General features: G+C 70.2%; 29 protein-coding genes. 23 read left to right on the top strand and 6 right to left on the bottom strand.

The window, feature by feature from the left end; translation table 11 throughout:
- Window positions 1–54: 54 nt before the first annotated feature.
- The 7 genes from atpA to aroA all read left to right on the top strand — a co-directional run bounded on the left by atpA (window position 55) and on the right by aroA (window position 6,644).
- Complete coding sequence (atpA, locus tag ACWED2_RS01500; protein ID WP_449688457.1) at window positions 55–1,692, top strand: F0F1 ATP synthase subunit alpha; 1,638 nt, start codon at window positions 55–57, stop codon at window positions 1,690–1,692.
- Between the two features lie 11 nt (window positions 1,693–1,703).
- Entirely contained in the window at window positions 1,704–2,642 is a 939-nt protein-coding gene (locus tag ACWED2_RS01495) for a F0F1 ATP synthase subunit gamma (protein ID WP_449688456.1), read from the top strand.
- Window positions 2,642–4,069, top strand: a complete 1,428-nt coding sequence (gene atpD, locus ACWED2_RS01490) for a F0F1 ATP synthase subunit beta (RefSeq protein WP_086840690.1) — start codon at window positions 2,642–2,644, stop codon at window positions 4,067–4,069. Before ACWED2_RS01495 ends, atpD begins: the two co-directional genes overlap by 1 nt.
- Before the next feature lie 113 nt (window positions 4,070–4,182).
- Complete coding sequence (locus tag ACWED2_RS01485; protein ID WP_013229521.1) at window positions 4,183–4,548, top strand: F0F1 ATP synthase subunit epsilon; 366 nt, start codon at window positions 4,183–4,185, stop codon at window positions 4,546–4,548.
- Window positions 4,549–4,573: 25 nt separating this feature from the next.
- The gene (locus ACWED2_RS01480) at window positions 4,574–5,008 is read left to right on the top strand and encodes a DUF2550 domain-containing protein (protein ID WP_003102655.1); all 435 of its coding nucleotides are present in this window, start codon (window positions 4,574–4,576) and stop codon (window positions 5,006–5,008) included.
- 67 nt (window positions 5,009–5,075) lie between these two features.
- Window positions 5,076–5,396: a putative quinol monooxygenase gene (locus tag ACWED2_RS01475; RefSeq protein WP_449688455.1), complete on the top strand. Its 321-nt coding sequence runs from the start codon at window positions 5,076–5,078 to the stop codon at window positions 5,394–5,396.
- Window positions 5,397–5,405: 9 nt separating this feature from the next.
- Window positions 5,406–6,644 carry a 3-phosphoshikimate 1-carboxyvinyltransferase gene (gene aroA / locus ACWED2_RS01470; RefSeq protein ID WP_449688454.1) on the top strand — a complete coding sequence of 413 codons (1,239 nt, stop codon included), beginning with the start codon at window positions 5,406–5,408 and terminating at the stop codon, window positions 6,642–6,644.
- On the opposite strand, the gene ACWED2_RS01465 is transcribed toward aroA, so the two are convergent.
- Window positions 6,641–7,213, bottom strand: coding sequence for a cob(I)yrinic acid a,c-diamide adenosyltransferase (locus ACWED2_RS01465; RefSeq protein ID WP_449688453.1), 573 nt, complete (start codon window positions 7,211–7,213; stop codon window positions 6,641–6,643). The genes aroA and ACWED2_RS01465 overlap by 4 nt on opposite strands.
- Window positions 7,214–7,274: 61 nt before the next feature.
- Here ACWED2_RS01465 and murA point away from each other — a divergent pair, with 61 nt between their 5' ends.
- Window positions 7,275–8,549: a UDP-N-acetylglucosamine 1-carboxyvinyltransferase gene (gene murA, locus ACWED2_RS01460; protein WP_310967046.1), complete on the top strand. Its 1,275-nt coding sequence runs from the start codon at window positions 7,275–7,277 to the stop codon at window positions 8,547–8,549.
- Window position 8,550: 1 nt separating this feature from the next.
- Here the strand turns inward: murA and ACWED2_RS01455 are convergent, their stop codons facing one another.
- Complete coding sequence (locus tag ACWED2_RS01455; protein WP_449688452.1) at window positions 8,551–9,144, bottom strand: TetR/AcrR family transcriptional regulator; 594 nt, start codon at window positions 9,142–9,144, stop codon at window positions 8,551–8,553.
- A gap of 98 nt (window positions 9,145–9,242) precedes the next feature.
- Here ACWED2_RS01455 and ACWED2_RS01450 point away from each other — a divergent pair, with 98 nt between their 5' ends.
- The 3 genes from ACWED2_RS01450 to ACWED2_RS01440 are packed head-to-tail and all read left to right on the top strand — an operon-like array spanning window position 9,243 to window position 11,675.
- Window positions 9,243–9,662 (top strand): nuclear transport factor 2 family protein, encoded by a 420-nt coding sequence (locus ACWED2_RS01450; protein ID WP_449688451.1) that lies wholly within the window; start codon window positions 9,243–9,245, stop codon window positions 9,660–9,662.
- A complete protein-coding gene (locus tag ACWED2_RS01445) occupies window positions 9,655–10,473 on the top strand; it encodes an NAD(P)H-binding protein (protein ID WP_449688450.1) in 819 nt (272 codons plus the stop codon). Before ACWED2_RS01450 ends, ACWED2_RS01445 begins: the two co-directional genes overlap by 8 nt.
- On the top strand, window positions 10,470–11,675 hold the full coding sequence (locus ACWED2_RS01440; RefSeq protein WP_449688449.1) for an alpha/beta hydrolase family protein: 1,206 nt from the start codon (window positions 10,470–10,472) through the stop codon (window positions 11,673–11,675). Before ACWED2_RS01445 ends, ACWED2_RS01440 begins: the two co-directional genes overlap by 4 nt.
- On the opposite strand, the gene ACWED2_RS01435 is transcribed toward ACWED2_RS01440, so the two are convergent.
- Window positions 11,672–12,295, bottom strand: coding sequence for a LysE family translocator (locus tag ACWED2_RS01435; protein ID WP_449688448.1), 624 nt, complete (start codon window positions 12,293–12,295; stop codon window positions 11,672–11,674). The genes ACWED2_RS01440 and ACWED2_RS01435 overlap by 4 nt on opposite strands.
- Window positions 12,295–12,921, bottom strand: a complete 627-nt coding sequence (locus ACWED2_RS01430) for a LysE family translocator (RefSeq protein WP_449688447.1) — start codon at window positions 12,919–12,921, stop codon at window positions 12,295–12,297. The genes ACWED2_RS01435 and ACWED2_RS01430 overlap by 1 nt, the downstream gene beginning before the upstream one ends.
- Before the next feature lie 78 nt (window positions 12,922–12,999).
- On the opposite strand from ACWED2_RS01430, the gene ACWED2_RS01425 reads away from it, so the two are divergent.
- The 4 genes from ACWED2_RS01425 (at window position 13,000) to ACWED2_RS01410 (ending at window position 16,730) form a co-directional block, all read left to right on the top strand.
- The gene (locus ACWED2_RS01425; protein ID WP_449688446.1) at window positions 13,000–13,530 is read left to right on the top strand and encodes a hypothetical protein; all 531 of its coding nucleotides are present in this window, start codon (window positions 13,000–13,002) and stop codon (window positions 13,528–13,530) included.
- Between the two features lie 9 nt (window positions 13,531–13,539).
- Entirely contained in the window at window positions 13,540–14,043 is a 504-nt protein-coding gene (locus ACWED2_RS01420; RefSeq protein WP_449688445.1) for a PH domain-containing protein, read from the top strand.
- Window positions 14,044–14,101: 58 nt separating this feature from the next.
- Complete coding sequence (locus tag ACWED2_RS01415) at window positions 14,102–14,629, top strand: hypothetical protein (protein WP_449688444.1); 528 nt, start codon at window positions 14,102–14,104, stop codon at window positions 14,627–14,629.
- Between the two features lie 85 nt (window positions 14,630–14,714).
- Window positions 14,715–16,730, top strand: coding sequence for a protein meaA (locus ACWED2_RS01410; protein WP_449688443.1), 2,016 nt, complete (start codon window positions 14,715–14,717; stop codon window positions 16,728–16,730).
- On the opposite strand, the gene ACWED2_RS01405 is transcribed toward ACWED2_RS01410, so the two are convergent.
- Complete coding sequence (locus ACWED2_RS01405; protein WP_449688442.1) at window positions 16,723–17,283, bottom strand: cysteine hydrolase family protein; 561 nt, start codon at window positions 17,281–17,283, stop codon at window positions 16,723–16,725. The genes ACWED2_RS01410 and ACWED2_RS01405 overlap by 8 nt on opposite strands.
- A gap of 72 nt (window positions 17,284–17,355) precedes the next feature.
- Here ACWED2_RS01405 and ACWED2_RS01400 point away from each other — a divergent pair, with 72 nt between their 5' ends.
- Together ACWED2_RS01400 and ACWED2_RS01395 are read left to right on the top strand one after the other, a co-directional pair.
- A complete protein-coding gene (locus ACWED2_RS01400; protein WP_449688441.1) occupies window positions 17,356–18,324 on the top strand; it encodes a GlxA family transcriptional regulator in 969 nt (322 codons plus the stop codon).
- Complete coding sequence (locus ACWED2_RS01395) at window positions 18,321–19,094, top strand: enoyl-CoA hydratase-related protein (RefSeq protein ID WP_449688440.1); 774 nt, start codon at window positions 18,321–18,323, stop codon at window positions 19,092–19,094. Before ACWED2_RS01400 ends, ACWED2_RS01395 begins: the two co-directional genes overlap by 4 nt.
- Here ACWED2_RS01395 and ACWED2_RS01390 read toward each other — a convergent pair whose 3' ends face one another.
- Complete coding sequence (locus ACWED2_RS01390; protein WP_449688439.1) at window positions 19,095–19,640, bottom strand: NUDIX domain-containing protein; 546 nt, start codon at window positions 19,638–19,640, stop codon at window positions 19,095–19,097. It lies immediately after the preceding gene.
- 37 nt (window positions 19,641–19,677) lie between these two features.
- On the opposite strand from ACWED2_RS01390, the gene nucS reads away from it, so the two are divergent.
- From nucS to ACWED2_RS01360, 6 genes are all read left to right on the top strand, one after another.
- The gene (nucS, locus tag ACWED2_RS01385; RefSeq protein WP_167384890.1) at window positions 19,678–20,337 is read left to right on the top strand and encodes an endonuclease NucS; all 660 of its coding nucleotides are present in this window, start codon (window positions 19,678–19,680) and stop codon (window positions 20,335–20,337) included.
- A gap of 1 nt (window position 20,338) precedes the next feature.
- Window positions 20,339–20,545, top strand: a complete 207-nt coding sequence (locus ACWED2_RS01380; RefSeq protein ID WP_449688438.1) for a DUF1653 domain-containing protein — start codon at window positions 20,339–20,341, stop codon at window positions 20,543–20,545.
- 384 nt (window positions 20,546–20,929) lie between these two features.
- Window positions 20,930–21,706 carry a hypothetical protein gene (locus tag ACWED2_RS01375; RefSeq protein ID WP_449688437.1) on the top strand — a complete coding sequence of 259 codons (777 nt, stop codon included), beginning with the start codon at window positions 20,930–20,932 and terminating at the stop codon, window positions 21,704–21,706.
- Window positions 21,707–21,904: 198 nt separating this feature from the next.
- Window positions 21,905–23,602 (top strand): sodium:solute symporter family protein, encoded by a 1,698-nt coding sequence (locus tag ACWED2_RS01370; RefSeq protein WP_449688436.1) that lies wholly within the window; start codon window positions 21,905–21,907, stop codon window positions 23,600–23,602.
- Between the two features lie 9 nt (window positions 23,603–23,611).
- Entirely contained in the window at window positions 23,612–23,896 is a 285-nt protein-coding gene (locus ACWED2_RS01365) for a hypothetical protein (protein WP_449688435.1), read from the top strand.
- 47 nt (window positions 23,897–23,943) lie between these two features.
- The gene (locus ACWED2_RS01360) at window positions 23,944–24,936 is read left to right on the top strand and encodes a DUF3558 domain-containing protein (protein ID WP_449688434.1); all 993 of its coding nucleotides are present in this window, start codon (window positions 23,944–23,946) and stop codon (window positions 24,934–24,936) included.
- Window positions 24,937–24,954: the final 18 nt, after the last annotated feature.

Genomic DNA, 24,954 nt, shown 5'->3' with positions numbered 1-24,954 from the left:
AGGCTCACACAAGACTTTGCATACTGGCAAGAACGAAGCGAGAGCGGGAAAGACATGGCCGAGCTGACGATCTCCTCGGATGAGATCCGTAGCGCGATCGAGAACTACGTCTCGAGTTACGCCCCGGACGTGAGCCGGGAAGAAGTTGGCACCGTGGTGGACGCCGGCGACGGCATCGCCCACGTCGAGGGCCTGCCCTCGGCCATGGCCAACGAGCTGCTCGAGTTCCCCGGCGGCGTCCTGGGCGTCGCACTGAACCTGGACGCGCGCTCCATCGGTGCCGCGATCCTCGGTGACTTCGAAAGCATCGAAGAGGGCCAGCAGGTCAAGCGCACCGGCCAGGTCCTGTCGGTGCCGGTCGGCGACGGCTACCTCGGCCGCGTCGTCAACCCGCTGGGCCAGGCGATCGACGGCCTCGGCGACATCGAGACCACCGAGCGCCGCGCGCTGGAGCTGAAGGCCGCCTCGGTGGTCGAGCGCCAGCCGGTGTCGGAGCCGCTGCAGACCGGCATCACCGCCATCGACGCGATGACCCCGATCGGCCGCGGCCAGCGCCAGCTGATCATCGGTGACCGCAAGACGGGCAAGACCGCCGTCGCCGTGGACACGATCATCAACCAGAAGGCCAACTGGGAGACCGGCGACCCGAAGAAGCAGGTCCGCTGCATCTACGTCGCGGTCGGCCAGAAGGGCTCCACGATCGCCGCCGTGAAGAAGTCCCTCGAGGACGCCGGCGCGCTGGAGTACACCACCATCGTCGCGGCCCCCGCGTCCGACTCGGCCGGCTTCAAGTGGATCGCGCCGTACACCGGCTCGGCCATCGGCCAGCACTGGATGTACGAGGGCAAGCACGTCCTCATCGTGTTCGACGACCTGACCAAGCAGGCCGACGCCTACCGCGCGATCTCGCTGCTGCTGCGCCGCCCGCCGGGCCGCGAGGCGTTCCCCGGCGACGTCTTCTACTTGCACTCCCGCCTGCTGGAGCGCTGCGCGAAGCTGTCGGACGAGCTGGGCGCCGGCTCGCTGACCGGTCTCCCGATCATCGAGACCAAGGCGAACGACGTGTCGGCCTACATCCCGACCAACGTCATCTCGATCACCGACGGCCAGTGCTTCTTCCAGTCGGACCTGTTCAACGCCGGCCAGCGCCCGGCCATCGACGTGGGTATCTCGGTGTCCCGCGTGGGTGGTGCCGCGCAGGTCAAGGCGATGAAGTCGGTCTCCGGCTCGCTCCGGATCGACCTGTCGCAGTACCGCGAGCTGGAGGCCTTCGCGGCCTTCGCCTCGGACCTCGACGACGCGTCGAAGGCGCAGCTCGAGCGCGGTGCCCGCCTGTACGAGGTGCTCAAGCAGCCGCAGTACTCGCCGATCCCGGTCGAGGAGCAGGTCTGCACGGTGTGGCTCGGCACGAACGGCCACTACGACTCGGTCCCGACCGAGGATGTGCGCCGCTTCAACCTCGAGTTCCTCGACTCGGCCCGCCGCAAGCACCAGGACGTCCTGGGCGCGATCCGCGACTCCGGGAAGTTCGAGGACGAGACGGCCGACAAGCTGGTCGCCGCGGTGAACGAGTTCAAGAAGGAGTTCACCACCTCCGAGGGCAAGCCGCTCGTGGAGAACGCGGACGCCATGGAAGCCGACAAGGTCGGGCAGGAGACCGTCAAGGTCAACAAGCCCGCGCCGAAGAAGTGAGCTGGTAGCTCATGGCCGCACAACTCCGGGAACTCCGGTCGCGTATCAAGGCGACCAAGTCGATCGGCAAGATCACCAAGGCGATGGAGCTCATCGCCACCGCGCGCATCACCAAGGCGCGGGCTCGGGTCGCCGCTTCCCGGCCGTACGCGGACGAGATCACCAAGGTGCTCTCGGCGCTGGCCGGCGCGGCCACCACGCTCGACCACCCCATGCTGGTCGAGCGCCCGAACCCGAAGCGGGCCGCGGTGCTGGTCGTGACCAGCGACAAGGGCCAGTGCGGTGGGTACAACTCCAACGTGCTGCGCGCGACCGAAGAGCTGCTGGCCCTCCTCCGCTCGGAGGGCAAGGAGCCGCAGGTCTACGTCACCGGCAACAAGGGGCTGAACTACTACCGGTTCCGGGGCCGCGAGGTCGTGGACGGCTGGACGGGCTTCTCCGACCAGCCGGGCTACGCCAACGCGGTCGCGGCGGGTGACGCCCTGGTGGAGTCGTTCATGCGGGGCGTCGACGATGACCACGGCAACGCCGACGGCATCACGGGTGTCGACGAGATCCACATCGTCTACACCGAGTTCGTGTCGATGCTGACGCAGCGGCCGACCGCCAAGCGCGTCGCCCCGCTGGAGGTCGAGTACTCCGAGGACGAGGAGCAGAAGCCCGCCGGGCTGCTCCCCAGCTACGAGTTCGAGCCCAGTGCCGACAAGCTGCTGGACGCGCTCCTGCCGAAGTACATCAACACGCGGCTCTACGCGGCCCTCCTCGAGTCCGCGGCGTCCGAGCTGGCCGCCCGCCGGACCGCGATGAAGGCCGCGTCGGACAACGCGAACGAACTCGTGGGCAACCTGACGCGGGAGATGAACCAGGCCCGCCAGGCGCAGATCACCCAGGAGATCTCCGAAATCGTCGGTGGCGCGAACGCGCTCACCGCAGCAGGAAGTGATGATTGATGACCAGTACTGAAGCCCCGCGCGCCAAGGGGCGCATCGTGTCGGTGACCGGTCCGGTCGTCGACGTCGAGTTCCCGCGCGGTTCCGTGCCCGACCAGTTCAACGCGCTCAAGGTCGAGATCGAGTTCGAGCAGCTGCGCAAGACGGTGACCCTCGAGGTCGCCAGCCACCTCGGCGACAACCTCGTCCGCACCATCTCCCTCCAGCCGCAGGACGGCCTGGTCCGGGGCGCCGAGGTCACCGACACCGGCGGCCCGATCACGGTCCCGGTCGGCGACAAGGTCAAGGGCCACGTCTACAACGCCCTCGGCGAGTGCCTCGACGAGCCCGGCTACGGCGAGGACCTCGAGCGCTGGGGCATCCACCGCAGCGCCCCGTCCTTCGACCAGCTCGAAGGCAAGACCGAGATGCTGGAGACCGGCCTCAAGGTCGTCGACCTGCTCACCCCGTACGTCCAGGGTGGCAAGATCGGCCTGTTCGGCGGTGCCGGCGTCGGCAAGACGGTGCTCATCAAGGAGATGATCACCCGCGTCGCCCGGAACTTCGGTGGTACCTCGGTGTTCGCCGGCGTCGGCGAGCGCACCCGTGAGGGCAACGACCTCTTCCTGGAGATGTCCGAGGACGGCGTCATCAACGACACCGCCCTCATCTTCGGCCAGATGGACGAGCCGCCGGGCACCCGCATGCGGGTCGCGCTGTCCGCGCTGACCATGGCGGAGTACTTCCGCGACGTCCAGAACCAGGACGTGCTGCTGTTCATCGACAACATCTTCCGGTTCACCCAGGCCGGCTCGGAGGTGTCGACCCTGCTGGGCCGCATGCCGTCCGCCGTGGGTTACCAGCCGACGCTGGCCGACGAGATGGGGCAGCTGCAGGAGCGGATCACCTCGACCCGTGGCCGGTCGATCACCTCGATGCAGGCGATCTACGTCCCCGCGGACGACTACACCGACCCGGCCCCGGCCGCGACGTTCGCCCACCTGGACGCCACCACCGAGCTCTCCCGGTCGGTGTTCCAGAAGGGCATTTTCCCGGCGGTGGACCCGCTGGCGTCGACGTCGACGATCCTCGACCCGGCCATCGTCGGTGAGGACCACTACCGCGTCGCCTCCGAGGTCATCCGGATCCTGCAGAAGTACAAGGAGCTGCAGGACATCATCGCGATCCTCGGTATGGACGAGCTGTCGGAAGAGGACAAGCTGACCGTTCAGCGCGCGCGCCGCATCGAGCGGTTCCTGTCGCAGAACATGCTGGTCGCCGAGGCGTTCACGCAGATCCCGGGTTCGACGGTGCCGCTGTCGGAGACCATCGAGTCGTTCGACCGCATCACCAAGGGTGACTTCGACCACTACCCGGAGCAGGCGTTCCTGGGTATCGGTGGCCTCGAGGACCTCGAGAAGAAGTACAAGGAAATCACCAAGAAGTGATCTCGTGAGCACGGCGGGGGCAGCGTCCTATGTGGACCGGCGCCCCCGCCGTTCTCATAGCGGGAGACAGACCTATTACACTCGGTGGTAACACCCCGAGCGAAGGAGTGCACGTGGCTGAGATGTCCGTGGAGCTGGTGGCCGTCGAGCGCCGTCTCTGGTCGGGTACTGCCACTTTCGTGGTGGCCCAGACCACCGAGGGTGAGATCGGCATCATGGCCGGTCACGAACCCGTGCTCGGGCAGCTGGTCGAGGGTGGCGTGGTCAAGGTGACGACCACCGACGGTGAGACGGTGTGCGCCGCCGTGCACGGCGGCTTCCTCTCCGTGACCGGCACCGGGGTGAGCATCCTCGCCGAGAGCGCCGAGCTCTCCGACGAGATCGACGTCGAGGCGGCCAAGGCGGCCCTGACCGGGGACGACGAGACCGAGCGGGCGAGGGCCTCGGCCCAGCTCCGCGCAGCGGGCCAGACGGCCTGAGCGCGAGACGGGCAGGAGCCGGGCCGTGAAGATCACCGTGGTCGTAGTCGGGCTCCTGATCGTGCTCGCGGTGCTGGCCGCCTGGTACGGCCAGCGCTGGATCCGGATGCGCCGCGGTGGCGGCGTGAGCGTCGCGCTGCGGTGGCGTCCGGACAACCCGCGGTCCAGCTGGCACCTGGGGCTGGGCCGCTACGAGGGCGACGAGTTCGTCTGGTACCGGGTGTGGAGCCTGCGCACCGGCGCCGACCGCGTCTTCCAGCGGGAAAGCATGCAGATCGCCGACCGCCGCGACCCGTCCGGCACCGAGGCCTACGCCGTGCCCGAGGGCTCGACGGTCCTGCGCTGCGAGTCGGAGACTCAGGAAGCGATCGAGATCGCCATGGGGCCGGGGGCGCTGACGGGCTTCCTTTCGTGGCTCGAATCCGCCCCACCCGGGCGGCGTCTTCCGCGCGCCTCGTGAACCCTATGGCTAACTGTCCCAAGTTTGAGGCAGTTAGCCATAGGGTCTTTGGCCTACCGTTGAGGGCATGATTCTCATCGTGGTCAAGTGGCCGGTGAAGCCCGAGTACGCGGACTCCTGGCTCGACATCGTCGGGGACTTCACCCGCAGCACGCGGGCCGAGGCGGGCAACAAGTTCTTCGAGTGGTCCCGCAGCGTCGACGACAAGAACACGTACGTGCTGGTCGAGGGCTTCGAAGGCCAGGACGCGGCCGTCGCGCACGTCAGCTCGGAGCACTTCAAGACCGCCGTCGCGACGCTGGGTGAGTACATCTCCGACAACCCGCGGATCATCAACGTCCAGGACGCCTCCGACTGGGGCCCGATGGCCGAGATCTCGCCGCACTAAACTTGCCTGGTGACCCTCGTCGAGATCCCCGGCTCCAAGTCCGTCACCGCCCGCGGCCTGTTCCTGGCCGCCGCCGCGCACGGCACCACCACCCTCGGCCGTCCACTGCATTCGGACGACACCGAGGGCTTCGCCGAGGGCTTGGTCAAGCTCGGCTACCGGGTCGACCGGCAGGCGGACGCGTGGGCCATCGAGGGCAGGCCGGCGGGCCCGGGGGTGGCCGAGGCCGACGTCTTCTGCCGCGACGGCGCCACCACGGCCCGGTTCCTGCCTGCCCTGGCCGCGGCCGGCACGGGCACGTTCCGCTTCGACGCGTCCGGCCAGATGCGCCGCCGCCCGCTCGGGCCGCTGACCGACGCCCTGCAGGAGCTGGGTGTCGACCTCGAGTTCGGCGGCGAGCCGGGCCACCACCCGCTGACGGTTCGCGCGAACGGCATCAAGGGTGGTGAGCTGACCCTGGACGCCGGGCTGTCGTCGCAGTTCCTGACGGCGCTGCTGCTGGTCGGGCCGCTCACCGCGGAGGGCCTGCGGATCACGGTGACCGATCTCGTGTCGGTGCCGTACGTCGAGATCACCTTGGAGATGATGCGCCGCTTCGGCGTCGACGTCCGCCGCGAGGGCCGGACGTTCGTGGTCCCGGCCCAGCCGTACCAGGCGTGCGAATACCCGGTGGAGCCGGACGCGTCGACGGCGAGCTACTTCCTGGCCGCGGCGGCGGTCACCGGCCGCACGGTGACCATCCCGGGCCTCGGTTCGGACGCCCTCCAGGGCGACGTGAAGTTCGCCGACGTCCTGCGCGAGATGGGCGCGCACGTGGAGCTGTCGCCGGACTCGGTGACGGTCGCGGGCCCGTCGGACGGCCTGCGCGGGCTCACGGTGAACATGCGCGACATCTCGGACACGGTCCCGACCCTGGCGGCGATCGCGCCGTTCGCGTCCGGCCCGGTGCGCATCGAGGACGTCTACAACACGCGCATCAAGGAGTGCGACCGGCTCGACGCGTGCGAGGAGAACCTGCGAGCGATGGGCATCGAGGTCGAGACGGGCCGCGACTGGATCGAGATCCAGCCGGGGGAGCCGACGGGCACGCTGGTGTCCTGCCGCCGCGACCACCGGATCGCGATGGCGTTCAGCATCACGGGTTTGCTGACCGAGGGCATCACACTGGACGACCCGGACTGCGTGAAGAAGACGTTCCCGGGCTTCCACCAGGCGCTGGGCGCGCTGCGGGAGAGCTGGGGGATCTAGGGCTGCCCGCCCGGCTGCCACAGCACGTCGCCGTCCGGATTGGCCAGCCGGGCCAGGATGAACAGCAGGTCCGACAGGCGGTTCAGGTACTTCACCGCGATCGGGTTCGTCGCCTCGGGCTCGGCCTCGTGCAGGGCCCAGGCCGACCGCTCCGCGCGCCGCGCCACCGTGCGCGCCTGGTGCAGGAAAGCCGCCCCCGGTGTGCCGCCCGGCAGGATGAACGACGTCAGCTTCGGCAGGCGCTCGTTGAACTCGTCGCACCAGCCTTCCAGGCGCTCGACGTACTTCTCGGTGATCCGCAGCGGCGGGTACGGCGGGTCGTCGGAGATCGGCAGGCAGAGGTCGGCCCCGACGTCGAAAAGATCGTTCTGGACCGTACGCAGCACGTCCGTCACTTCGGACGGCAGTGCGCCGACCGCGATCGCCAGGCCGAGCACCGAGTTCGTCTCGTCGGTGTCCGCGTACGCGCTCAGCCGCGGGGACGTCTTCGGCACGCGGGACCCGTCGCCGAGCGCGGTCGTGCCGTTGTCGCCGACCTTCGTGTACACGCGGTTGATGCGAACGACCATGAACCCACCATAGCGGCCCCCGCCCGGGCCGAATCCGGGTGAGAGGGCATGATTGGCGGCCATGAGCGAGCACTTCGACGTGCATGGTGGTGCCCGGCTGGTCGGCGAGGTCGACGTGGTCGGCGCCAAGAACAGCGTGCTGAAGCTGATGGCCGCCGCCCTCCTCGCGGAGGGCACCACGACCATCACGAACTGCCCGCAGATCCTCGACGTCCCGCTGATGGGCGACGTGCTGCGGAGCGTCGGCTGCGAGGTCGTCATCGAGGGCGACACCGCCACCATCACGACGCCGGCCGAGCTGTCGCACCGCGCGGACTCGGCGGCGATGGGCAAGCTGCGCGCGTCCGTCTGCGTGCTGGGGCCGCTGGTCGGCCGGCTGAAGCAGGCCGTCGTGGCGTTGCCGGGCGGTGACGCGATCGGCTCGCGCCCGCTGGACATGCACCAGAACGGCCTGCGCAAGCTGGGCGCGACGAGCACGATCGAGCACGGCTGCGTCGTCGCGAAGGCGGAGACGCTGGTGGGCGCGCAGATCTGGCTGGATTTCCCGAGCGTCGGCGCGACCGAGAACATCCTGATGGCGGCCGTGCTGGCCGAAGGCACCACGGTCATCGACAACTGCGCGCGCGAGCCGGAGATCGTCGACATCTGCACGATGCTCACCGAGATGGGCGCGAAGATCGAAGGCGCCGGGACGTCGACGCTGACCGTGCACGGCGTGGAGCAGCTGCACCCGACGACGCACAGCGTGATCGGCGACCGGATCGTGGGTGCCACCTGGGCGTTCGCCGCCTCGATGACCCGCGGCGACATCACCGTGCGCGGAGTCAACCCGCACCACCTCGACCTGGTGCTGAACAAGCTGCAGCTGGCCGGCGCGGACGTCGAAACGTTCGGTGACAAGGGTTTCCGCGTGGTCCAGCCGGAGCGCCCGAAGGCGGTCGACTGGGTGACGCTGCCGTACCCCGGCTTCGCGACCGACCTGCAGCCGTTCGCGGTGGCGCTGTCGGCGGTGTCCGAAGGCACGTCGATGATCACGGAAAACGTCTACGAGGCGCGGTTCCGGTTCATCGAGGAGATGGTCCGGTTGTCGGGCGACGCCCGCACGGACGGCCACCACGCGGTGGTCCGCGGCGTCGAGAAGCTCTCGAGCGCGCCGGTCTGGGCGTCGGACATCCGCGCGGGCGCCGGGCTGGTGCTGGCGGGCCTGTGCGCGGACGGCGTCACCGAGGTCTGGGACGTCTTCCACATCGACCGCGGCTACCCGCACTTCGTCGAGAACCTGAACCGCCTGGGCGCGAACATCAAGCGCGTCGCGGGGGAGCCCGACCGGAGTTGAGTCAGGCGCCCTGCGCGCCCAGTGCGCGCAGGGCGTACGCCACCAGCCGGTCCACGTAGTCCGGTTCGGCTTCGGCCTGCCGGACCACCAGGCGCCAGTAGATCGGCGCCGCCAGGACGTCCAGCGCCATTTCCAGGTCGAGGTCCGCGGGCAGCTCGCCGCGCGCGATGGCCCGGCGCAGTGTCGCCTCGCCGGCCTCGCGCCGCAGCCCTCCGATCTGCTCGCGCGTGCTGCGGCTTCGCTCCGGGTTCCGCGCGTCCTCGGCGACCAGGTCCGGCAGGATCCGCGAGAACAGCGGGTGCGTCAGCCAGTCGATCAGGGCCTGCATGGTCTCCCGCAGGTCGCCGCGCAGTGAGCCGGTGTCCGCCTCCGCGGCCCGCGTCACGCTGAACTCCGTGACGACCGCGGCGATCATTTCGTCCTTCGACCGCCAGCGCCGGTAGAGCGCGCTCTTGCCGACGCCGGCCCGCTTGGCCACCGCCTCCATCGACAGCCGGCCGTAGCCCTGGTCGGCGAGTTCCTGCAGGACGGCGTCGGTGATCGCCTGCGTGACCTCGGGCTGGAGGACCGCGGCGCCGGTCGGGGTGCGTGCCATGGATCGCAGTCTAGCGGGTGGACGGGACGGTACCGTCCCGTCTATGGTGACTGACGTCGGGACGGTACCGTCTCGTCCGAACGTCGAGGGAGACTGTGATGCGTGACTTCGTCGAGCACGCGCTCGATCTGCTGCTCAAGCACGACATGGCCGGGTTCGCCGGGCTCTGGGCCGAGGACGGCGTCCTCGAGTTTCCGTTCGCGGGTCCGGGCTACCCCAAGCGCGTCGAGGGGCGCGACGCGATCCGCGAATACCTGCGTGACTACCCGAATCTGCTGGACATCCGCGAAATCACGGCGAAGACCGTGCACGAGACCACCGATCCGGCCGTGGTGGTGGTCGAGCTGACCGTCGCCGGGGTCGTGGTGGCGTCGCAGAAGCCGTACGAGCTGTCGTACATCGCGGTGATCACCGTCGAGGACGGCGAAATCCGGCACTACCGCGACTACTGGAGCCCCTTGGCCGCGGCCGAGGTCCTCGGCGGCGTCGAAGAGCTGACGGCGGCGTTCAGTGGCTGACGTCCTGGTCCTCGGCGGCACCGGCACGACCGGCCGGCGGGTCGTCGCGGGCCTGCGCGCGAACGGTGTCACGGCCCGCGCGGCCACGCGCAAGCCGGCCGAGCCCGGTCAGGTCCGGTTCGACTGGGCCGACCGCACCACCCACGCCGACGCGCTGCGCGGGGCCTCCGCGGTGTACCTGCTGGCCCCGATCGGCGAAGTCTCGCCCGCCGGTCTGGTGGCGCCCTTCCTGGACGACGCACGGGCCGCGGGCGTCCGGCGGGTCGTCCTGCTCAGCTCGTCGGCCGTCACCGACGACACCCCCGGGCTCGGCGAACTGCCGCGGCTGGTGCGCGCGATGCCGGAGTGGGCCGTGCTGCGGCCGTCCTGGTTCATGCAGAACTTCACCGGCGAGCACCTGGTCGCGCGGGGTGTGCGGGACGGCGAGATCGTCACGGCCACCGGCGACGCCCGGGTCGCGTTCGTCGACGCCGCCGACATCGCCGCGGTCGCCGTCCGCGCATTGACCGATCCGGTGCCGCACAACACCGAACACATCCTGACCGGCCCGGCCGCGCTGAGCTACGCCGAAGCGGCGGCGGTCGTGGCCGCGCACCTCGGCCGCCCGGTGCGGCACCGCGCCGTGGGCACCGCCGAGTTCGCCGAGCGGGTGACGGCGTCGGGGATCCCGGCCGAGTTCGCCCGCGTGCTGGCCGCCCTCGACGAGGACATCCGCCGCGGCGCCGAAGACCGCGTCACCCCGGCCGTCGAGCAGGTCACCGGGCGGCCGGCCCGTGCGTTCGAAACATTTGTGCAGGAGGAGATCCGATGAAGCAGCTGATGTTCGAAGAGGACCAGCAGTTCTGGTTCGAAACCCTGCGCCTGTTCGGTCACGCGGCTTACGGCGGCTCGGACTTCGGCGAGGTCGTCGCGGCGGCATCGACGGTGACACCGGGCGACTACGACAGCTGGCACGACGCCTACCGCGCGCTGGCCGACCGGCTGTACGCCGAAGCGGCCGAGGCCGGGCCCGTCACCGCACGCGACCTGCTGCTGCGCGCGTCGACGTACTACTTCTCGTCGGAGTTCTTCCTGCACGGCGACCCGGCGGACCCGCGCATCGCGGCGGCGTACGACCGGAGTGTCGAGTGCTTCCGGCGGGCGGAGGTCGCCGAACCGGTCGAAATCCCTTATGAGGGCACGGTTCTGCGCGGCTACCTCTACCGCGCGCCGGGTTCCGGGCCGAAGCCGTTGCTCATCATGCACAACGGCTTCGACGGCAGCGCCGAGGAATGTCACTTCATGGGCGCGGCGGCGGGCGCTTCGCACGGCTACCACGTCCTGACGTTCGACGGGCCGGGCCAGCCCAGCGCGATCCGGCACGAGAAGCTCGTGTTCCGGCCGGACTGGGAGCACGTGGTGACGCCGGTGGTGGACTTCGCGCTGGCCCTCGACGGCGTCGACCCAGCGCGGATCGCCCTGCTGGGCGTGAGTTTGGGCGGCGAGCTGGCCCCGCGCGCGGCGGCGTTCGAGCCCCGCCTGGCGGCGGTGGTCGCGGTGGACGGCGTGTACGACGCGGGTACCGCGGTGACGTCGATGCTGCCCTGGCCGCGTGCGGAGGTCGTGCGCCGGGCCCGCGCGGACCACGACGACGAGTTCGACGCGCTGCTCGCGGCGGGCCGGCAGGCCAGCCCGACGCTGCGCTGGGCGTGCGACCACGGCCGGTACGTCCTGGGCGCGGCGACCGATCGCGAGTTCATCGCGAAGTACCTGGAGTACACGCTCGAGGACGGCGTCGCGGAGAAGATCACCTGCCCGGTCCTGGTCTGCGAAGCGGCGGACGACCTCTTCTTCGGTGGCGACCGGGAGACGGAACCCCGGCGGCTGTACGCGCACCTGGAGGCACCGAAGACGCTGCTGACGTTCACGGCGGAGGAGGGCGCGGACGCGCACTGCCACGTCGGAGCCCAGCGGTTGGCCGCGGGCCGGATCTACGACTGGCTGGACCGGACGCTCCGGCCTTCGAAGCGCTAACCCTCGAGGGCGAGTGCCGCGCCGAAGCCGACCAGCGCCGCGCCCGTCGCGCCGTCCATCGCCCGCCGCACCTTCCGCTGCTGCAGCCAGCCGCGCACCCGGTGCACGAAGAACAGCAGCAGCACCTGCCACACCACGCCCAGGGCGGCCACCGTGTACGCCAGCAGAAGCGAGTCCTCGAGTGTCGAGGACGGCGTGAGGAACTGCGGCAGCACGGACAGGTACAGCACGATCACCTTCGGGTTGGTGATGTTGGACAGGAACCCTTCGCGGAACCGCCTGCCGCGGGACGCGCGGGCCCTCCGGACGTCTTCGAGGGCTTCGTAGTTCCCGCGCCAGGCGCCGCGGAGGGCCTGGATGCCGAGGAAGACCAGGTAGGCCGCGCCGAGCCACTTCACCGTTTCGAACACCGGGCGGTAGCGGGTGATCACCGCGCCCAGGCCGAGGGCGGCGGCGGTGCCCTGGAGGAAGTTCGCGACGGTGATCCCCGCGCACGCCCAGCCGCCGCCGCGGGCGCCGCCGGTCAGGGCGTTCTTCAGCACCACCATCGTGTCCGGGCCCGGCATCATCGCCAGGAAGGCCATCATCCCGGCGAAGCCGGCGTACGTGCTCCAGGTCATCAGGACTCCAAGGCCAGGGCGGCGCCGAACCCGAGCAGCGCGGTGCCGGTGACGCCGTCCAGGGCACGGCGTACCCGGCGGCGTTCCAGCCACGCGCGCACGCGGTGCACGAACACCAGCAGCACCAGCAGCCACAACACGCCCAGCACGGCGACGGTGTAGGCCAGCGCGAGCGCGTCCCACGTCGTCGTGCGCACCGGGTCGAGGAACTGCGGCAGCACGGACAGGTACAGCACCAGCACCTTCGGGTTGGTGATGTTGGAGAGGAAGCCCTCGCGGAACCGCCGGAAGCCGCCGCCCCGGCGCCGCTGGGCCGCTTCGACGGCGTGGTAGTCGCCGCGGAACGCGCCGCGCAGCGCCTGGACGCCGAGGAAGACGAGGTAGGCGGCGCCGGCCCACTTGAGCGCGAGGAACACCGGCTGCGACCGGGCGATGACGACGCCGAGCCCGAGCGCGGCGGCACTGCCCTGCACGGCGTTGCCGGCGAAGATGCCGAGCGACGCGAGCAGCCCGCCCCGGAACCCGCCGGACAGCGCGTTCTTGAGCATGACCATCGTGTCCGGCCCCGGCGCGAGGACGATCAGGACCACGATGACCAGGTAACTTCCGTACGAACTCCACGTCACGGCTGCCCACGCTAACCGATCGGTACCGGCCCGGTCTCGCGGATTTCGGTCACACGGTTCGCGGCGTAGCTTGAACGCATGAACCGGGGGGAACTCAGGCTGGCCGACGGCGAAAACCTGCTCTGGCAGTGCTCGCCCCGGCCCGTGCCGGCCGCGGAGAAGAACCGGAAGCTGCTCGTCGCGCTGTTCCTCGTGTGGTTGAGCGTGACCGGCTGGTTCGTGATCGACGGCGAAGTCGGGGGCGCCGTCTTCTCGATCGTCGTGGGCGGCATCGGCGCGTTCGCCGCCCGGCGGCGGCTGGACGCCGTCGAGCTGGTCGAGTACTTCGTGACCGACCGGCGGATCGTCGTCCACACCGACGAGGACGGCAAGTTCGAGGAGCGCGTCTACCCGATGGCCGAGCTGCCCGAGCCGACATGGGAACCGCACCCCGACGGCACCGGCACGATCACCTTCGCCGGCGCCGAAGACCGGCGGTTGCGCCGGACGGTCCACTTCGACCGGAACGCCGAACGCGATCTGGTGCTCCGCGCGATCGACCACGCACAGAGGGTGTACGACCACGTGTGCCGCGCGCGGGACTCGGCGGGAGATGCCTCGGCGGAGTAGTGTTCGGCCATGTCAGCTGGCGAAATCGAGCTTCTGCCCGGTGAACGCGTGCTCTGGGCGGGGGAGCCGGTCCACCGCCCGCTCTACGTCGCGGCCGACGGGGTGATCGCCCCGGCCGGGCTCGTCCTCGCTGCCGCCGCTCTGTGGTTCCTGCTCACCCGCGAACCGAGCGGTCCCACGATGGTCGCGGCCGTGGTCGTTCTCGCGCTCGGCCTCTACGGCGCGATCGGCCGGTCGATCGTCCGGTACCTCGCGCTCGGACGCACGACGTACGCGGTCACCGACAGCCGGATCATCGCGCGCTCGGGCCTGTTCCGGCAGAAGGAACGCTCCAGCGAGCTGGCCGGCCTGCCCACGCCGTCCCTCAAGCCGGGCCCGTCCCGCACCGGCACCCTCACGTTCGGCTCGGGCACGGTGACCCTGATCGGCGTCGGCGAGCCCAAGCGGGTCCGCGACCTGCTCACCAAGGCGATCGACGAAGCCAAGGCCCGCCAAACGCCCGAAGCCGCCTGAACTCCAGGGCAACCGGAACGGCCGTCCCCGGCGTCACCCCTGCGAACAGGAGGTCGCCGTGTACGAGCCGTTCATCGCGTTGCTGCCGGGGGAAGGACTGCTGTGGTCGGGACGGCCGCAGCGGGTGGCCCCGACCGGAATCGAATGGTTCCTTCCCGCCGCCGGCACGGTGGCGGCGGGGTTGTTCGCCTGGCTGGAGCCCGTTCCGGACCAGGAATTCCCGTTCGTCAACCTGATCGTGGCGGTCCTGACTCTCGCGGGCGTCTGGGGAAGGGTGCTCACGCGGATGTGGGTGGCGGGTCGCACGGTGTACGCGGTGACCGACCAGCGGGCCCTGATCGCCGACCGCGTGTCGGGCCGCATCCTCGGCGCGGCGGACCTCGGTCCGCACCCGCCGTCGGTCACCTGGCTCGGCCGCGCCGGCCTCGGCACGCTCACCTTCGGCGAACCCGACCTGGTCGTCGAGATCCTCGGATACTCCGTGCCCGTACGGTTCCTCGGCAGCCGGAGCCCGGTCAAGTTCGTCGCCGTGGCGGAACCCGAGCGGCTCCGCGAGCTGGTCGAGGCGGCACAGGCGGCGGACTGACGTCACCCGGACGTGTTCAACAGCACTGCCACCGTATGTTACCGGTCGGTACACTCGACGAAACGTCCACCGCCGGAGGTGTCCTGTGCCGTACCCAACGGACCGCGAGCGAGACCGACCGTGGGTGATGCGGACCTATGCGGGGCACTCCTCCGCGGCCGCGTCGAACGAGCTCTACCGGCGCAACCTCGCGAAGGGCCAGACCGGCCTCTCGGTGGCCTTCGACCTGCCCACCCAGACCGGCTACGACCCGGACCACCAGCTCTCCCGCGGCGAGGTCGGCAAGGTCGGCGTCCCGGTGTCGCACATCGGCGACATGCGACGCCTGTTCGACGGCATCCCGCTCGCCGAGGCCAACACGTCGATGACCATCAACGCGCCGGCCATGTGGCTGCTCGCGCTGTACGTCTCCGTGGCCCGGGAACAGGCCGAGGCCGAGGGGCGGGACGTCGACGAGGTGCTCGCCAAGCTCGCCGGCACCACGCAGAACGACATCATCAAGGAGTACCTGTCCCGCGGGACCTACATCTTCCCGCCGGGGCCGAGCCTGCGGCTGATCACCGACGTGATCGCCTGGACCGTGCACCACGTGCCCAAGTGGAACCCGATCAACATCTGCAGCTACCACCTGCAGGAAGCCGGGGCGACGCCGACGCAGGAGGTCGCGTACGCGCTGTGCACCGCGATCGCCGTGCTCGACGCCGTGCGCGACTCGGGGCAGGTCGACGAAGCCGACATGGCGAAGGTCGTCGCGCGGATCTCCTTCTTCGTCAACGCCGGCGTCCGGTTCGTCGAAGAGATGTCCAAGATGCGCGCGTTCACCGCGCTCTGGGACGAGCTCACGCGCGACCGTTACGGCGTAACGGATCCCAAGGCCCGCCGGCTGCGCTACGGCGTGCAGGTCAACTCGCTCGGGCTGACCGAAGCCCAGCCGGAGAACAACGTCCAGCGGATCGTGCTGGAGATGCTCGCGGTGTCGCTCTCCCGCGGCGCCCGCGCCCGCGCGATCCAGCTGCCCGCGTGGAACGAGGCCCTCGGCCTGCCGCGGCCGTGGGACCAGCAGTGGGCGCTGCGGATGCAGCAGGTGCTCGCGTTCGAGACGGACCTGCTGGAGTACGAGGACATCTTCGACGGCTCGCACGTCATCCAGGCCAAGGTCGACGAGATCATGGCCGGCGCCCGTGAAGAGATCGCCCGCGTGCAGGACCTCGGCGGCGCGGTCGCCGCGGTCGAGAGCGGCTACATGAAGTCGCAGCTGGTCGCCTCGCTGGCCGGGTACCGCCGCGAGATGGAGAACGGCGACCGGGTCCTGGTCGGGGTCAACAAGTTCGAGACGACCGAGCCGTCGCCGCTGCAGGCCGAAGGCGCGAAGGCGATCGAGACGATCGACCCCGCCGTCGAGAAGGCCGCCGTCACCGCCATCGAGGAATGGCGCTCCCAGCGGGACAACGACGCCGTCGAGCGGTCGCTGGCCACGCTGAAGGAGCGGGCGCAGACCGCGGAAAACCTCTTCGAGGCCACTGTGGACTGTGCGCGGGCCGGGGTGACCACCGGCGAGTGGGCCGGTGCGCTGCGCGAGGTGTTCGGCGAATACCGGGCGCCCACCGGGGTTTCCGCGGCGGCCGCCGGCGGTGGCGACCCGGCGCTCGAGCGCGTGCGCGAGCGGGTCCGGGCGACCGAGGCGGAGCTGGGCGAACGGCTGCGGATCCTGGTCGGCAAGCCGGGCCTGGACGGGCACTCCAACGGCGCCGAGCAGGTCGCCGTCCGGGCGCGCGACGCCGGCTTCGAGGTCGTCTACCAGGGCATCCGGCTGACGCCCGAGCAGATCGTCGCGGCCGCGGTGCAGGAAGGCGTGCACGTCGTCGGGCTTTCCGTGCTCTCCGGCTCGCACCTCGAGGTCGTCCCGCACGTCGTCGACGGCCTGCGTGCCGCGGGCGCGGGCGACGTGCCGGTGATCGTCGGCGGGATCATCCCGCCGGACGACGCCGCGCTGCTCGCCGAACGCGGCATCGCCCGGGTGTTCACGCCCAAGGACTACGAGCTCACCGGGATCATGGACGGCATCGTCAGCCTGATCCGCGAGCGGCACGGCCTCAGCTGAGCCCGGCCAGGATGTCCTTTGTGGACTGCACGGTGGCGAACCCGCCGCCGTGCAGGTTGGTCGCCGTCGCGCGGTACAGCTCGTCGGCGGCGAGGACGCTGCCGTCCGGCCCTTCGAGGTCGAACGTGAAGGTGGCGTCGAGCGCGAAAGTCACTGCGTAGCCGAGGTTCCCGCCCATCCGCGCGGTGGTTTCGCAGCAGAAGTTCGTCTGGATGCCGGCCACGACGAAGCTCGTGATGCCGCGCTTGCGCAGCCACGCGTCGAGGTCGACGTCGCCGATGAACGCCGAGTTGACCTTCTTGCCGAACACGAGGTCCGGCCGGGCGCCGTCGAGTTCGGGCTTGAAGTCGTTGCCCGGTTGCCCCGGCCGCAGCGGCGAGCCGGGCTTCGGCGAGTCGTGGCGCACGAGCACCACCGGGAGCCGCCGCTCCTGCCACGCGTCGAGCAGAGCCTTGATGTTCGCTTCGGCGCCCGGGTTGTTGCGGGGGCCCCAGAACTCCGGGGCGTCGAACCCGCGCTGGACGTCGATCAGGATGAGTGCCGTTTCGGTCATGTCGCCGAGTTTCGCGGGTTCGCGCCGGGCGAGGGGAGTGGCAGAAGATGCGCGATGCGATACTTTTCTGCCATGCGTACCATCGGCGTTCTGCTGCTCCCGGGCACCCGGATGTTCGACCTGGCGGTGATCGGCGAGGTCTGGGGCCAGGACCGGACCGACAGCGGGATCGGCCCGTTCACGCTCCGCCTGTGCAGCCCCGGCCGGGTGCGCACCGCGGCTTCGCCGTTCGGGGACATCCCGGCGACCCACGGGCTCACCGGGCTCGACGGTTGCGACCTCGTGCTGGCGCCGGGCCGCGACGACCCCCTCGCCGCGGTGCCCCCGGCGGCGGTGCGCGCGCTGCGGCGGGCGCACCGGGACGGCCGGACGGTCGCCGGGCTGTGCTCCGGCGCGTTCACCCTGGCCGCCGCCGGCCTGCTCGACGGCCGCCCGGCGACCACCCACTGGCGCGACCTCGACGGCCTCGCCCGCGTCGCGCCGCGGGCGGAGCTGCAGCGTGACGTGCTCTACACCGACGACGGCGGTGTCCTGACCTCCGCCGGCGTCGTCGGCGGCCTCGACCTCTGCCTGTACCTCGTCCGGCGCGACCACGGCGCCGACGTCGCCGCCACGCTGGCGCGCCGGCTCGTGATGCCGCCTGCGCGCGAAGGCGGGCAGCGCCAGTACGTCGACAACCCGCTGCCCGGTACCGCTGCGCAGCCCGGCCTGTCGTCCACAATGGACTGGGCGCTGGCGCGGCTCGGGGACGGCATCGGCGTCGAGGACCTGGTCGGGCACGCGCGGATGAGCGAGCGGACGTTCCACCGCGAGTTCGCCGCGGCCACCGGCGTGACACCCGGACGCTGGCTGCGCGTCCAGCGCGTCCGCTACGCGCAGCGGCTGCTGGAGACGACGTCGCTGCCGGTCGAGCGGGTCGCCGAGCGGTCCGGGCTGGGCACGGCGGCGAACCTGCGGCGGCGGATGCGCGCGGAAGCCGGCGTCGGCCCGGACAGCTACCGGCGCACATTCCGCTCGGGACGTACTACCGTCGGGGCATGACCGACTACCAGCACATCCTGGTCAAGCGCGACGGTGACACCGTCACGATCACCATGAACCGGGCAGCGCGGCGCAACTCGCTCTCCGCCGACCACCTGGCCGAGCTGCTCGCCGCGTTCCACGAGGCGGGGACGTCCGACGCGACCGGCGTCGTGCTGGCCGCCGACGGCCCGGTGTTCTCCGCCGGGCACGACTTCGCCGACGTCGCCGCGCGCGACCTGGTGGGCGTGCGAGAGCTGCTGACGCTGTGCACCGACCTGATGAAGACGATGGAGTCGATCCCGCAGGTCGTCATCGCCCGGGTGCACGGACTGGCCACCGCGGCGGGCTGCCAGCTCGTGGCGTCGTGCGACCTCGCCGTGGCGGCCGAGTCGGCGGGCTTCGCGCTGCCCGGCGGCAAGGGCGGCTGGTTCTGCCACACGCCGGCGGTCCCGGTGGCCCGCTCGATCGGCCGCAAGCGGCTGATGGAACTGGCGCTGACCGGCGACGTCATCGACGCGGCGACCGCGCTCGACTGGGGTCTGGTCAACCGGGTCGTCCCCGACGAGCGGCTCGACGACGCCGTGGCCGAGCTGCTGGCCCGGGCGACGCGCGGCAGCCGCGCCAGCAAGTCGATGGGCAAGGTGACGCTCTACGCCCAGCTGGACCGGCCCGAAGCCGACGCGTACGCGATCGCGCTGGAGGTCATGGCCGCGGCGTCCCAGCTGCCCGGCGCCCGCGAAGGCATGGCGGCGTTCCTGGAGAAGCGCAAGCCCTCCTGGCCCGACTGATCACCCCTGAGTGCGCTCGAACAGCATCAGCTGGGCCCATGCGGCGATCGACTGCGCGTCGGTGATCTCGCCGGCGAGGATCATCTTCTCGACGTCCGCGCGCGCGAACCACGCGCTGCGCATGTCCTGCTCCTCGTGCTCGCGCTCCGGCTCGCCCTCGGTGACGTCCGTGGCGAGGAACACCCAGCCGCGCTGGCTGCTCATGCCGGCCGCGACGTCGAGCTTGCCGAGCGCGACCATCGAGCCGGCGCGCAACCCGGTCTCCTCGCGCAGCTCCCGCACCGCCAGTTCGGCCGGCGGCACGTCCGCCAGGTCCGGCGCGGTGCCCTGCGGGAACTCCCAGCGGCGCTCGCCGAGCGGGTAGCGGAACTGCTCGACCAGCCGGAACCGGTCGCCGTCCTGGGCGATGACCAGCGCGTACGCCGGTTTGTCGATCACGCCGTAGATGCCCGGCGAGCCGTCGGGGCGGCGGATTTCGTCCTCCCGCACCGTCATCCAGTTGTTCCGGTACACCTCGCGGGACGCGACACGCTGAATGGGGTCCACCCGCCCAGTATCACCGACCCTGTCCTACCCTCCTCGGGTGCGTCTCGTGATCGCGCGGTGCCAGGTCGACTACGCCGGCCGGCTCACCGCCCACCTGCCGATGGCCACCCGCCTGCTGCTCGTCAAGTCCGACGGCTCGGTGTCGGTGCACTCCGACGACCGTGCGTACAAGCCGTTGAACTGGATGAGCCCGCCCTGCTGGCTGATCGAGGACGGCAAGCTCTGGATCGTCGAAAACAAGCAGGGCGAGAAGCTGGTGATCTCGATCGAAGAGGTCTTCCACGACTACTCCCAGGCCCTGGGCGCGGAACCGGGCCTGCAGAAGGACGGCGTCGAAGCGCACCTGCAGGAACTGCTGGCCGAGCACATCAAGACCCTCGGCGACGGCTACACGCTGGTCCGCCGCGAATTCCCGACGGCGATCGGCCCGGTCGACATCATGGCCCGTGACGCCGAAGGCCGGTCGGTGGCGGTCGAGATCAAGCGACGCGGCGAAATCGACGGCGTCGAGCAGCTGACGCGCTACCTGGAACTGCTCAACCGCGACCCGCTGCTGGCGCCGGTGCAGGGCGTGTTCGCGGCCCAGATCATCAAGCCGCAGGCCCGCACGCTGGCCGAGGACCGCGGCATCCGCTGCCTGACGCTCGACTACGACGAGCTGCGCGGCATCGAGTCCGACGAGTTCCGGCTGTTCTGACGTGGAGCCCGGTCGCTACGTCCACTACAAGGGCGGCGAGTACGAGGTGATCGGGGTGGCCCGGCACAGCGAGACCGAAGAGGAACTGGTGGTGTACCGCGCCCTCTACGGCGAGCGCGGGCTGTGGGTGCGCCCGGCGGCGATGTTCGCGGAGGCGGTCGAGACGCCCGCCGGCCGCGTGCCACGCTTCCGGCGGGTGGCGGACTGACCCCGGGTCGTTGAAAAATTGACCCCGCGGCCGCCCGAACGGGCGGTATCCAGGGCGATACCGAATCGATACCGAAATCGATGTATCTGATTCGGTGATTATCACTCCGCCAGGAAATCTTTGACCCGATAGGTGCCCGTGTGGTCAGCGGAAACTTTTTCACTGCGATTCCTGCGCTAATCGGGTGAGATCGGGATCCTATTCGCCGTTGCCGTGCGACACTCGATTCGAGGGGTTCCGCCGGTGTGTCCGGCGTGCCGGAGGGTGGTGCGCTCGGCCGTCTCTTCTTTGTCGTGCCAACGTTTCAGTCCGCCTTCGAGCTCGGGGTGCGCATGTCAGCCGGCCGGTGTGCGCGCATTTTGGCCTGCACGCAAGGAGGAAGTCATGCGTTATCGCCCACTCGGTTCCGATCCGGTCGACCCGCGCCTGGGCCGGTTCATTCCGGACGACTGGCGGCACGTGGAACGGTATCCGCTCGGCGCGCTGGCCGACGAAGACCGGCCCACCCGGTCGCCGGTCGTGATCGGGGTCAACTGGTACTCGGCGTTCGACCAGCCCGAGCAGGACGAGAAGTCCGGTGAGTTCTTCATCGCGAAGGCCGGCGTCAAGAAGCTCGGCCACATCCGCGGCGGCCACTGCGTGTGCCTCGAGCCGGGCGGCACCCCGGACACCGACGCCTGGTACGCGTTCTACGACCAGGGCCACGAAGGCGCCTGCGTCGGCTTCGGCTGGTCGCGGTGCATGTCGATCTTCAACGGCAGCGAGTACGCGGCCCGCTGGCTCTGGGACTCGGCCAAGAAGCGCGACGAGTGGCCCGAGACCAACCCCGGGGACGACAACGGAACGTCGGTCCGGGCCGCGGCCGAGGTGCTCAAGGACACCGGGCACGTCCTGTGGGACGACGCCTACGCGAACGACGAGTGGCAGGCGCGGGAGAAGTACACCGCCGAGGCCAAGCAGGGCATCAAGGCGTTCCGCTGGGCGAAGTCGGTCGACGACGTGCACTCCGTGCTCGCCAACCCGCGGGCCGACGAGCTCGGCGCCGTGCCGATCCTCAACTCCTGGGGCCCGGGCTTCCCGCACCGGACCTACCTGCCCGACGCCGTGCTCGCCAAGCTGATCGAGGAGGACGGCGAGATCGCGGTGCCGACCGACCGCTGATTCCAGCCGCTCCCGCGGCGCGTGTACGAGGGCGCGTTTCCCCTGGTGGTGACCGGGGGAGGCGCGCCCTTCGGCCATTGTGGACACGTCGGCGTGCCGACCCTGAATCCATGCAGTACTGTCCGGATCCGACGGGATGCTGGTGATTCCTGTCGGATCTTGTCCTGTTTCAAAGAGGAACTGCCGGAGGTGGGTCGGGTGCTCGTACTGGCCGATGCGAACCTGCGTCTCGACGCGAGCGCGATCGACTACATCGAATTGGCGTTCTACTTCGCGCTCGTGCTCGGCATCGGGTACCTGGCGCGGCGGCAGGTGTCGAGCAGCCTCGACTTCTTCCTGTCCGGCCGGTCGCTGCCCGCCTGGGTCACCGGCCTGGCGTTCATCTCGGCGAACCTCGGCGCCGTCGAGGTCATGGGCATGTCGGCCAACGGCGCCCAGTACGGCCTGCCGACCGTGCACTACTTCTGGATCGGCGCCATCCCGGCGATGCTGTTCCTCGGCATCGTGATGATGCCCTTCTACTACGGCTCCAAGGTCCGCAGCGTCCCGGAGTTCATGCGGCGGCGCTTCGGCAAGCCGGCCCACCTGGTCAACGGCATCAGCTTCGCCGCGGCCCAGATCCTCATCGCGGGCGCGAACCTCTTCCTGCTGGCCAGCGTGGTGAACCTGCTCCTGGGCTGGCCGCTGTGGGTGTCGATCATCGTCGCCGCCGCGATCGTGCTCTCCTACACCGCGCTCGGCGGCCTCTCCGCCGCCATCTACAACGAGGTCCTGCAGTTCTTCGTCATCGTCATCGCGCTGGTGCCGCTGACGATCATCGGCCTGGTCAAGGTCGGCGGCTGGCAGGGCCTGGTCGACAAGGTGACCAACAGCCCGGGCGGCACCGCGCAGCTGCACTCGTGGCCCGGTGACAACCTGACCGGCTTCGGCAACAGCCTGCTTTCGGTGCTGGGCATCGTGTTCGGCCTCGGGTTCGTGCTCTCCTTCGGTTACTGGACGACGAACTTCGTCGAGGTCCAGCGCGCGATGGCGTCGAAGAGCATGTCCGCCGCGCGGCGGACGCCGATCATCGGCGCCTTCCCGAAGATGCTCGTCCCGTTCATCGTGATCATCCCCGGCATGATCGCCGCGGTCACCGTGTCCGAGTACGTCAAGGACAAGCAGGTGCTGCTCGACGGCGGCAAGGCCGAGAGCGGCGTCACCTTCAACAACGCGCTCCTGCTGCTGATGCGCGACCTGCTGCCCAACGGCATGCTCGGCATCGCCATCGCGGGCCTGCTGGCCTCGTTCATGGCCGGCATGGCCGCGAACCTGAGCTCGTTCAACACCGTCTTCACGTACGACATCTGGCAGACGTACGTGAAGAAGGACAAGCCGGACCACTACTACCTGAACCTCGGCCGTATCGTGACGTCGGCCGGCACGATCCTCGCGATCGGCACCGCGTTCATCGCGTCGAACTCCGGCAACATCCTGAACTACCTGCAGGACCTGTTCTCCTTCTTCAACGCGCCGCTGTTCGCGACGTTCATCCTGGGCATGTTCTGGAAGCGGATGACCCCGCACGCCGGCTGGGTGGGCCTGGTGCTCGGTACGGCGTCCGCGATCACCGTCTGGGGCCTTTCCCAGGCCGGGGTGCTGGGCCTCACCGGGCAGGGCATCAGCTTCGTCGCCGCCGGGACCGCGTTCGTCGTCGACATCGTCGCCAGCGTGGTGGTGTCGCTGGCGACCAGGCCGAAGCCGGACGAGGAACTGGTCGGGCTCGTCTACTCGCTGACCCCGCGGGATTCGCTGAAGCACGACGACACCGGCGAGAACGCGGGCTGGTACCGCAAGCCGGGCCTGCTCGCGGGCATCGTGCTGGTCCTGACCATCGCCCTGAACGCCATCTTCTAGGAGGTCGGAATGGCTACCGAGTCGCAGCCGCGCGCACACAAGGCAGGCGCCTTCGACATCCGGCTGATCATCGCCCTGCTGATCGGCGTCTACGGCGTCATCCTCACCGTCATGGGCATCGGCTTCACGACCGACGAGGAGATCGCGAAGGCCGCCGGCGTGAACATCAACCTGTGGGCCGGCATCGGCATGCTGGTGGTCGCCGCGCTGTTCGTCATCTGGGCCAAGGTGCGCCCGCTCGTCGTGCCGGCCGGGACCGAGAGCGACGACACACCGGCCACGGCGGGCGAATAGCCGGGTTGTCCGGACAGCGGCGCGAGGGTGCCGCTACCGTGCATCGCGTGTTCCCAGACGCTCGGCGCCGCCGTCTTCCGAAGCTGTTCCTGCTGGTCACCGCGCTCGCGCTGCCGCTGACGGCGTGCGGGCCGGACCTCGGCAAGTCCAACTTCGCCCGGACGACGGTGCCCGCGGCGGCCGGCTCCGGCCAGGTCGCCGACGGCCCGATCACCGACCCCGCCGTCGCGGCCGGCGTGCTCCGCACGATCCAGCCGTGCCAGTTCCTGACCAAGGCCGCCCTCGGCGCCCTCGGCCTCGGCACGGTCGAGGACGACCCGGCGCCGTCGTCGATCGCCTTCGACACCTGCAGCAACAAGGTGAAGGACCCCGGCGGCAAGGTGATCCGGCTCGAGCTCGAGATCGGCAGCACGGTGGTGCCGCGGGCCGACAAGACGACCGGGGTGGCCGGCGGGCTGCCGCTGCGCGTGAACAAGACCGGCGACACCGACTGCACGGTCGCCGCGATGACGGCGCTGAACCCGGACACCGGCCTCGAGGTGACGGTCACCTACGCGGGTGACCCCTGCCGTCCCGGGCAGACGTTCGCCGAGGCCGTCGTCCAGAAACTGCACAACTCGCCGGAGAAGTACTCGACGCCGTCCGGCACCGTGCTGACCGCCGATCCGTGCGCGATGGCCGACACCGCGGCGGTGACCGCCGCCGTGCCGTCCGGGAAACCCGCGCCCTCGGGCCTGCACGCGTGCGAGTGGAAGGACCGGGGCCCGTCGGTGACGGTCGGGTTCCGGCCGGGCCTGCCCCCGCTCGCCGGCGACGGCAACTCCAAGGTGGACCTCGGCAACGGCGTGACCGGCTTCCAGAAGCAGCAGACCGGCGGTTCGGCGCGGTGCCGGGTCGAGTGGCAGCACCGGCCGTGGCAGGGCGACGACGTCGAACTGGCCCAGGTGGACTACGAGGGCTATGCCGACAACGACACCGACCCGTGCGGCAAGGCGGTGACCATCGCGAAGAACGTGGTCACCAAGCTCCCCAAACCTTGATCTGGCGGCGGGCCGCGC

The organism is Amycolatopsis sp. NPDC005003 (genome assembly GCF_053600695.1).
Note: the sequence above shows the minus strand (reverse complement) of the source record. Positions and strands in the feature narration are given on the sequence as shown.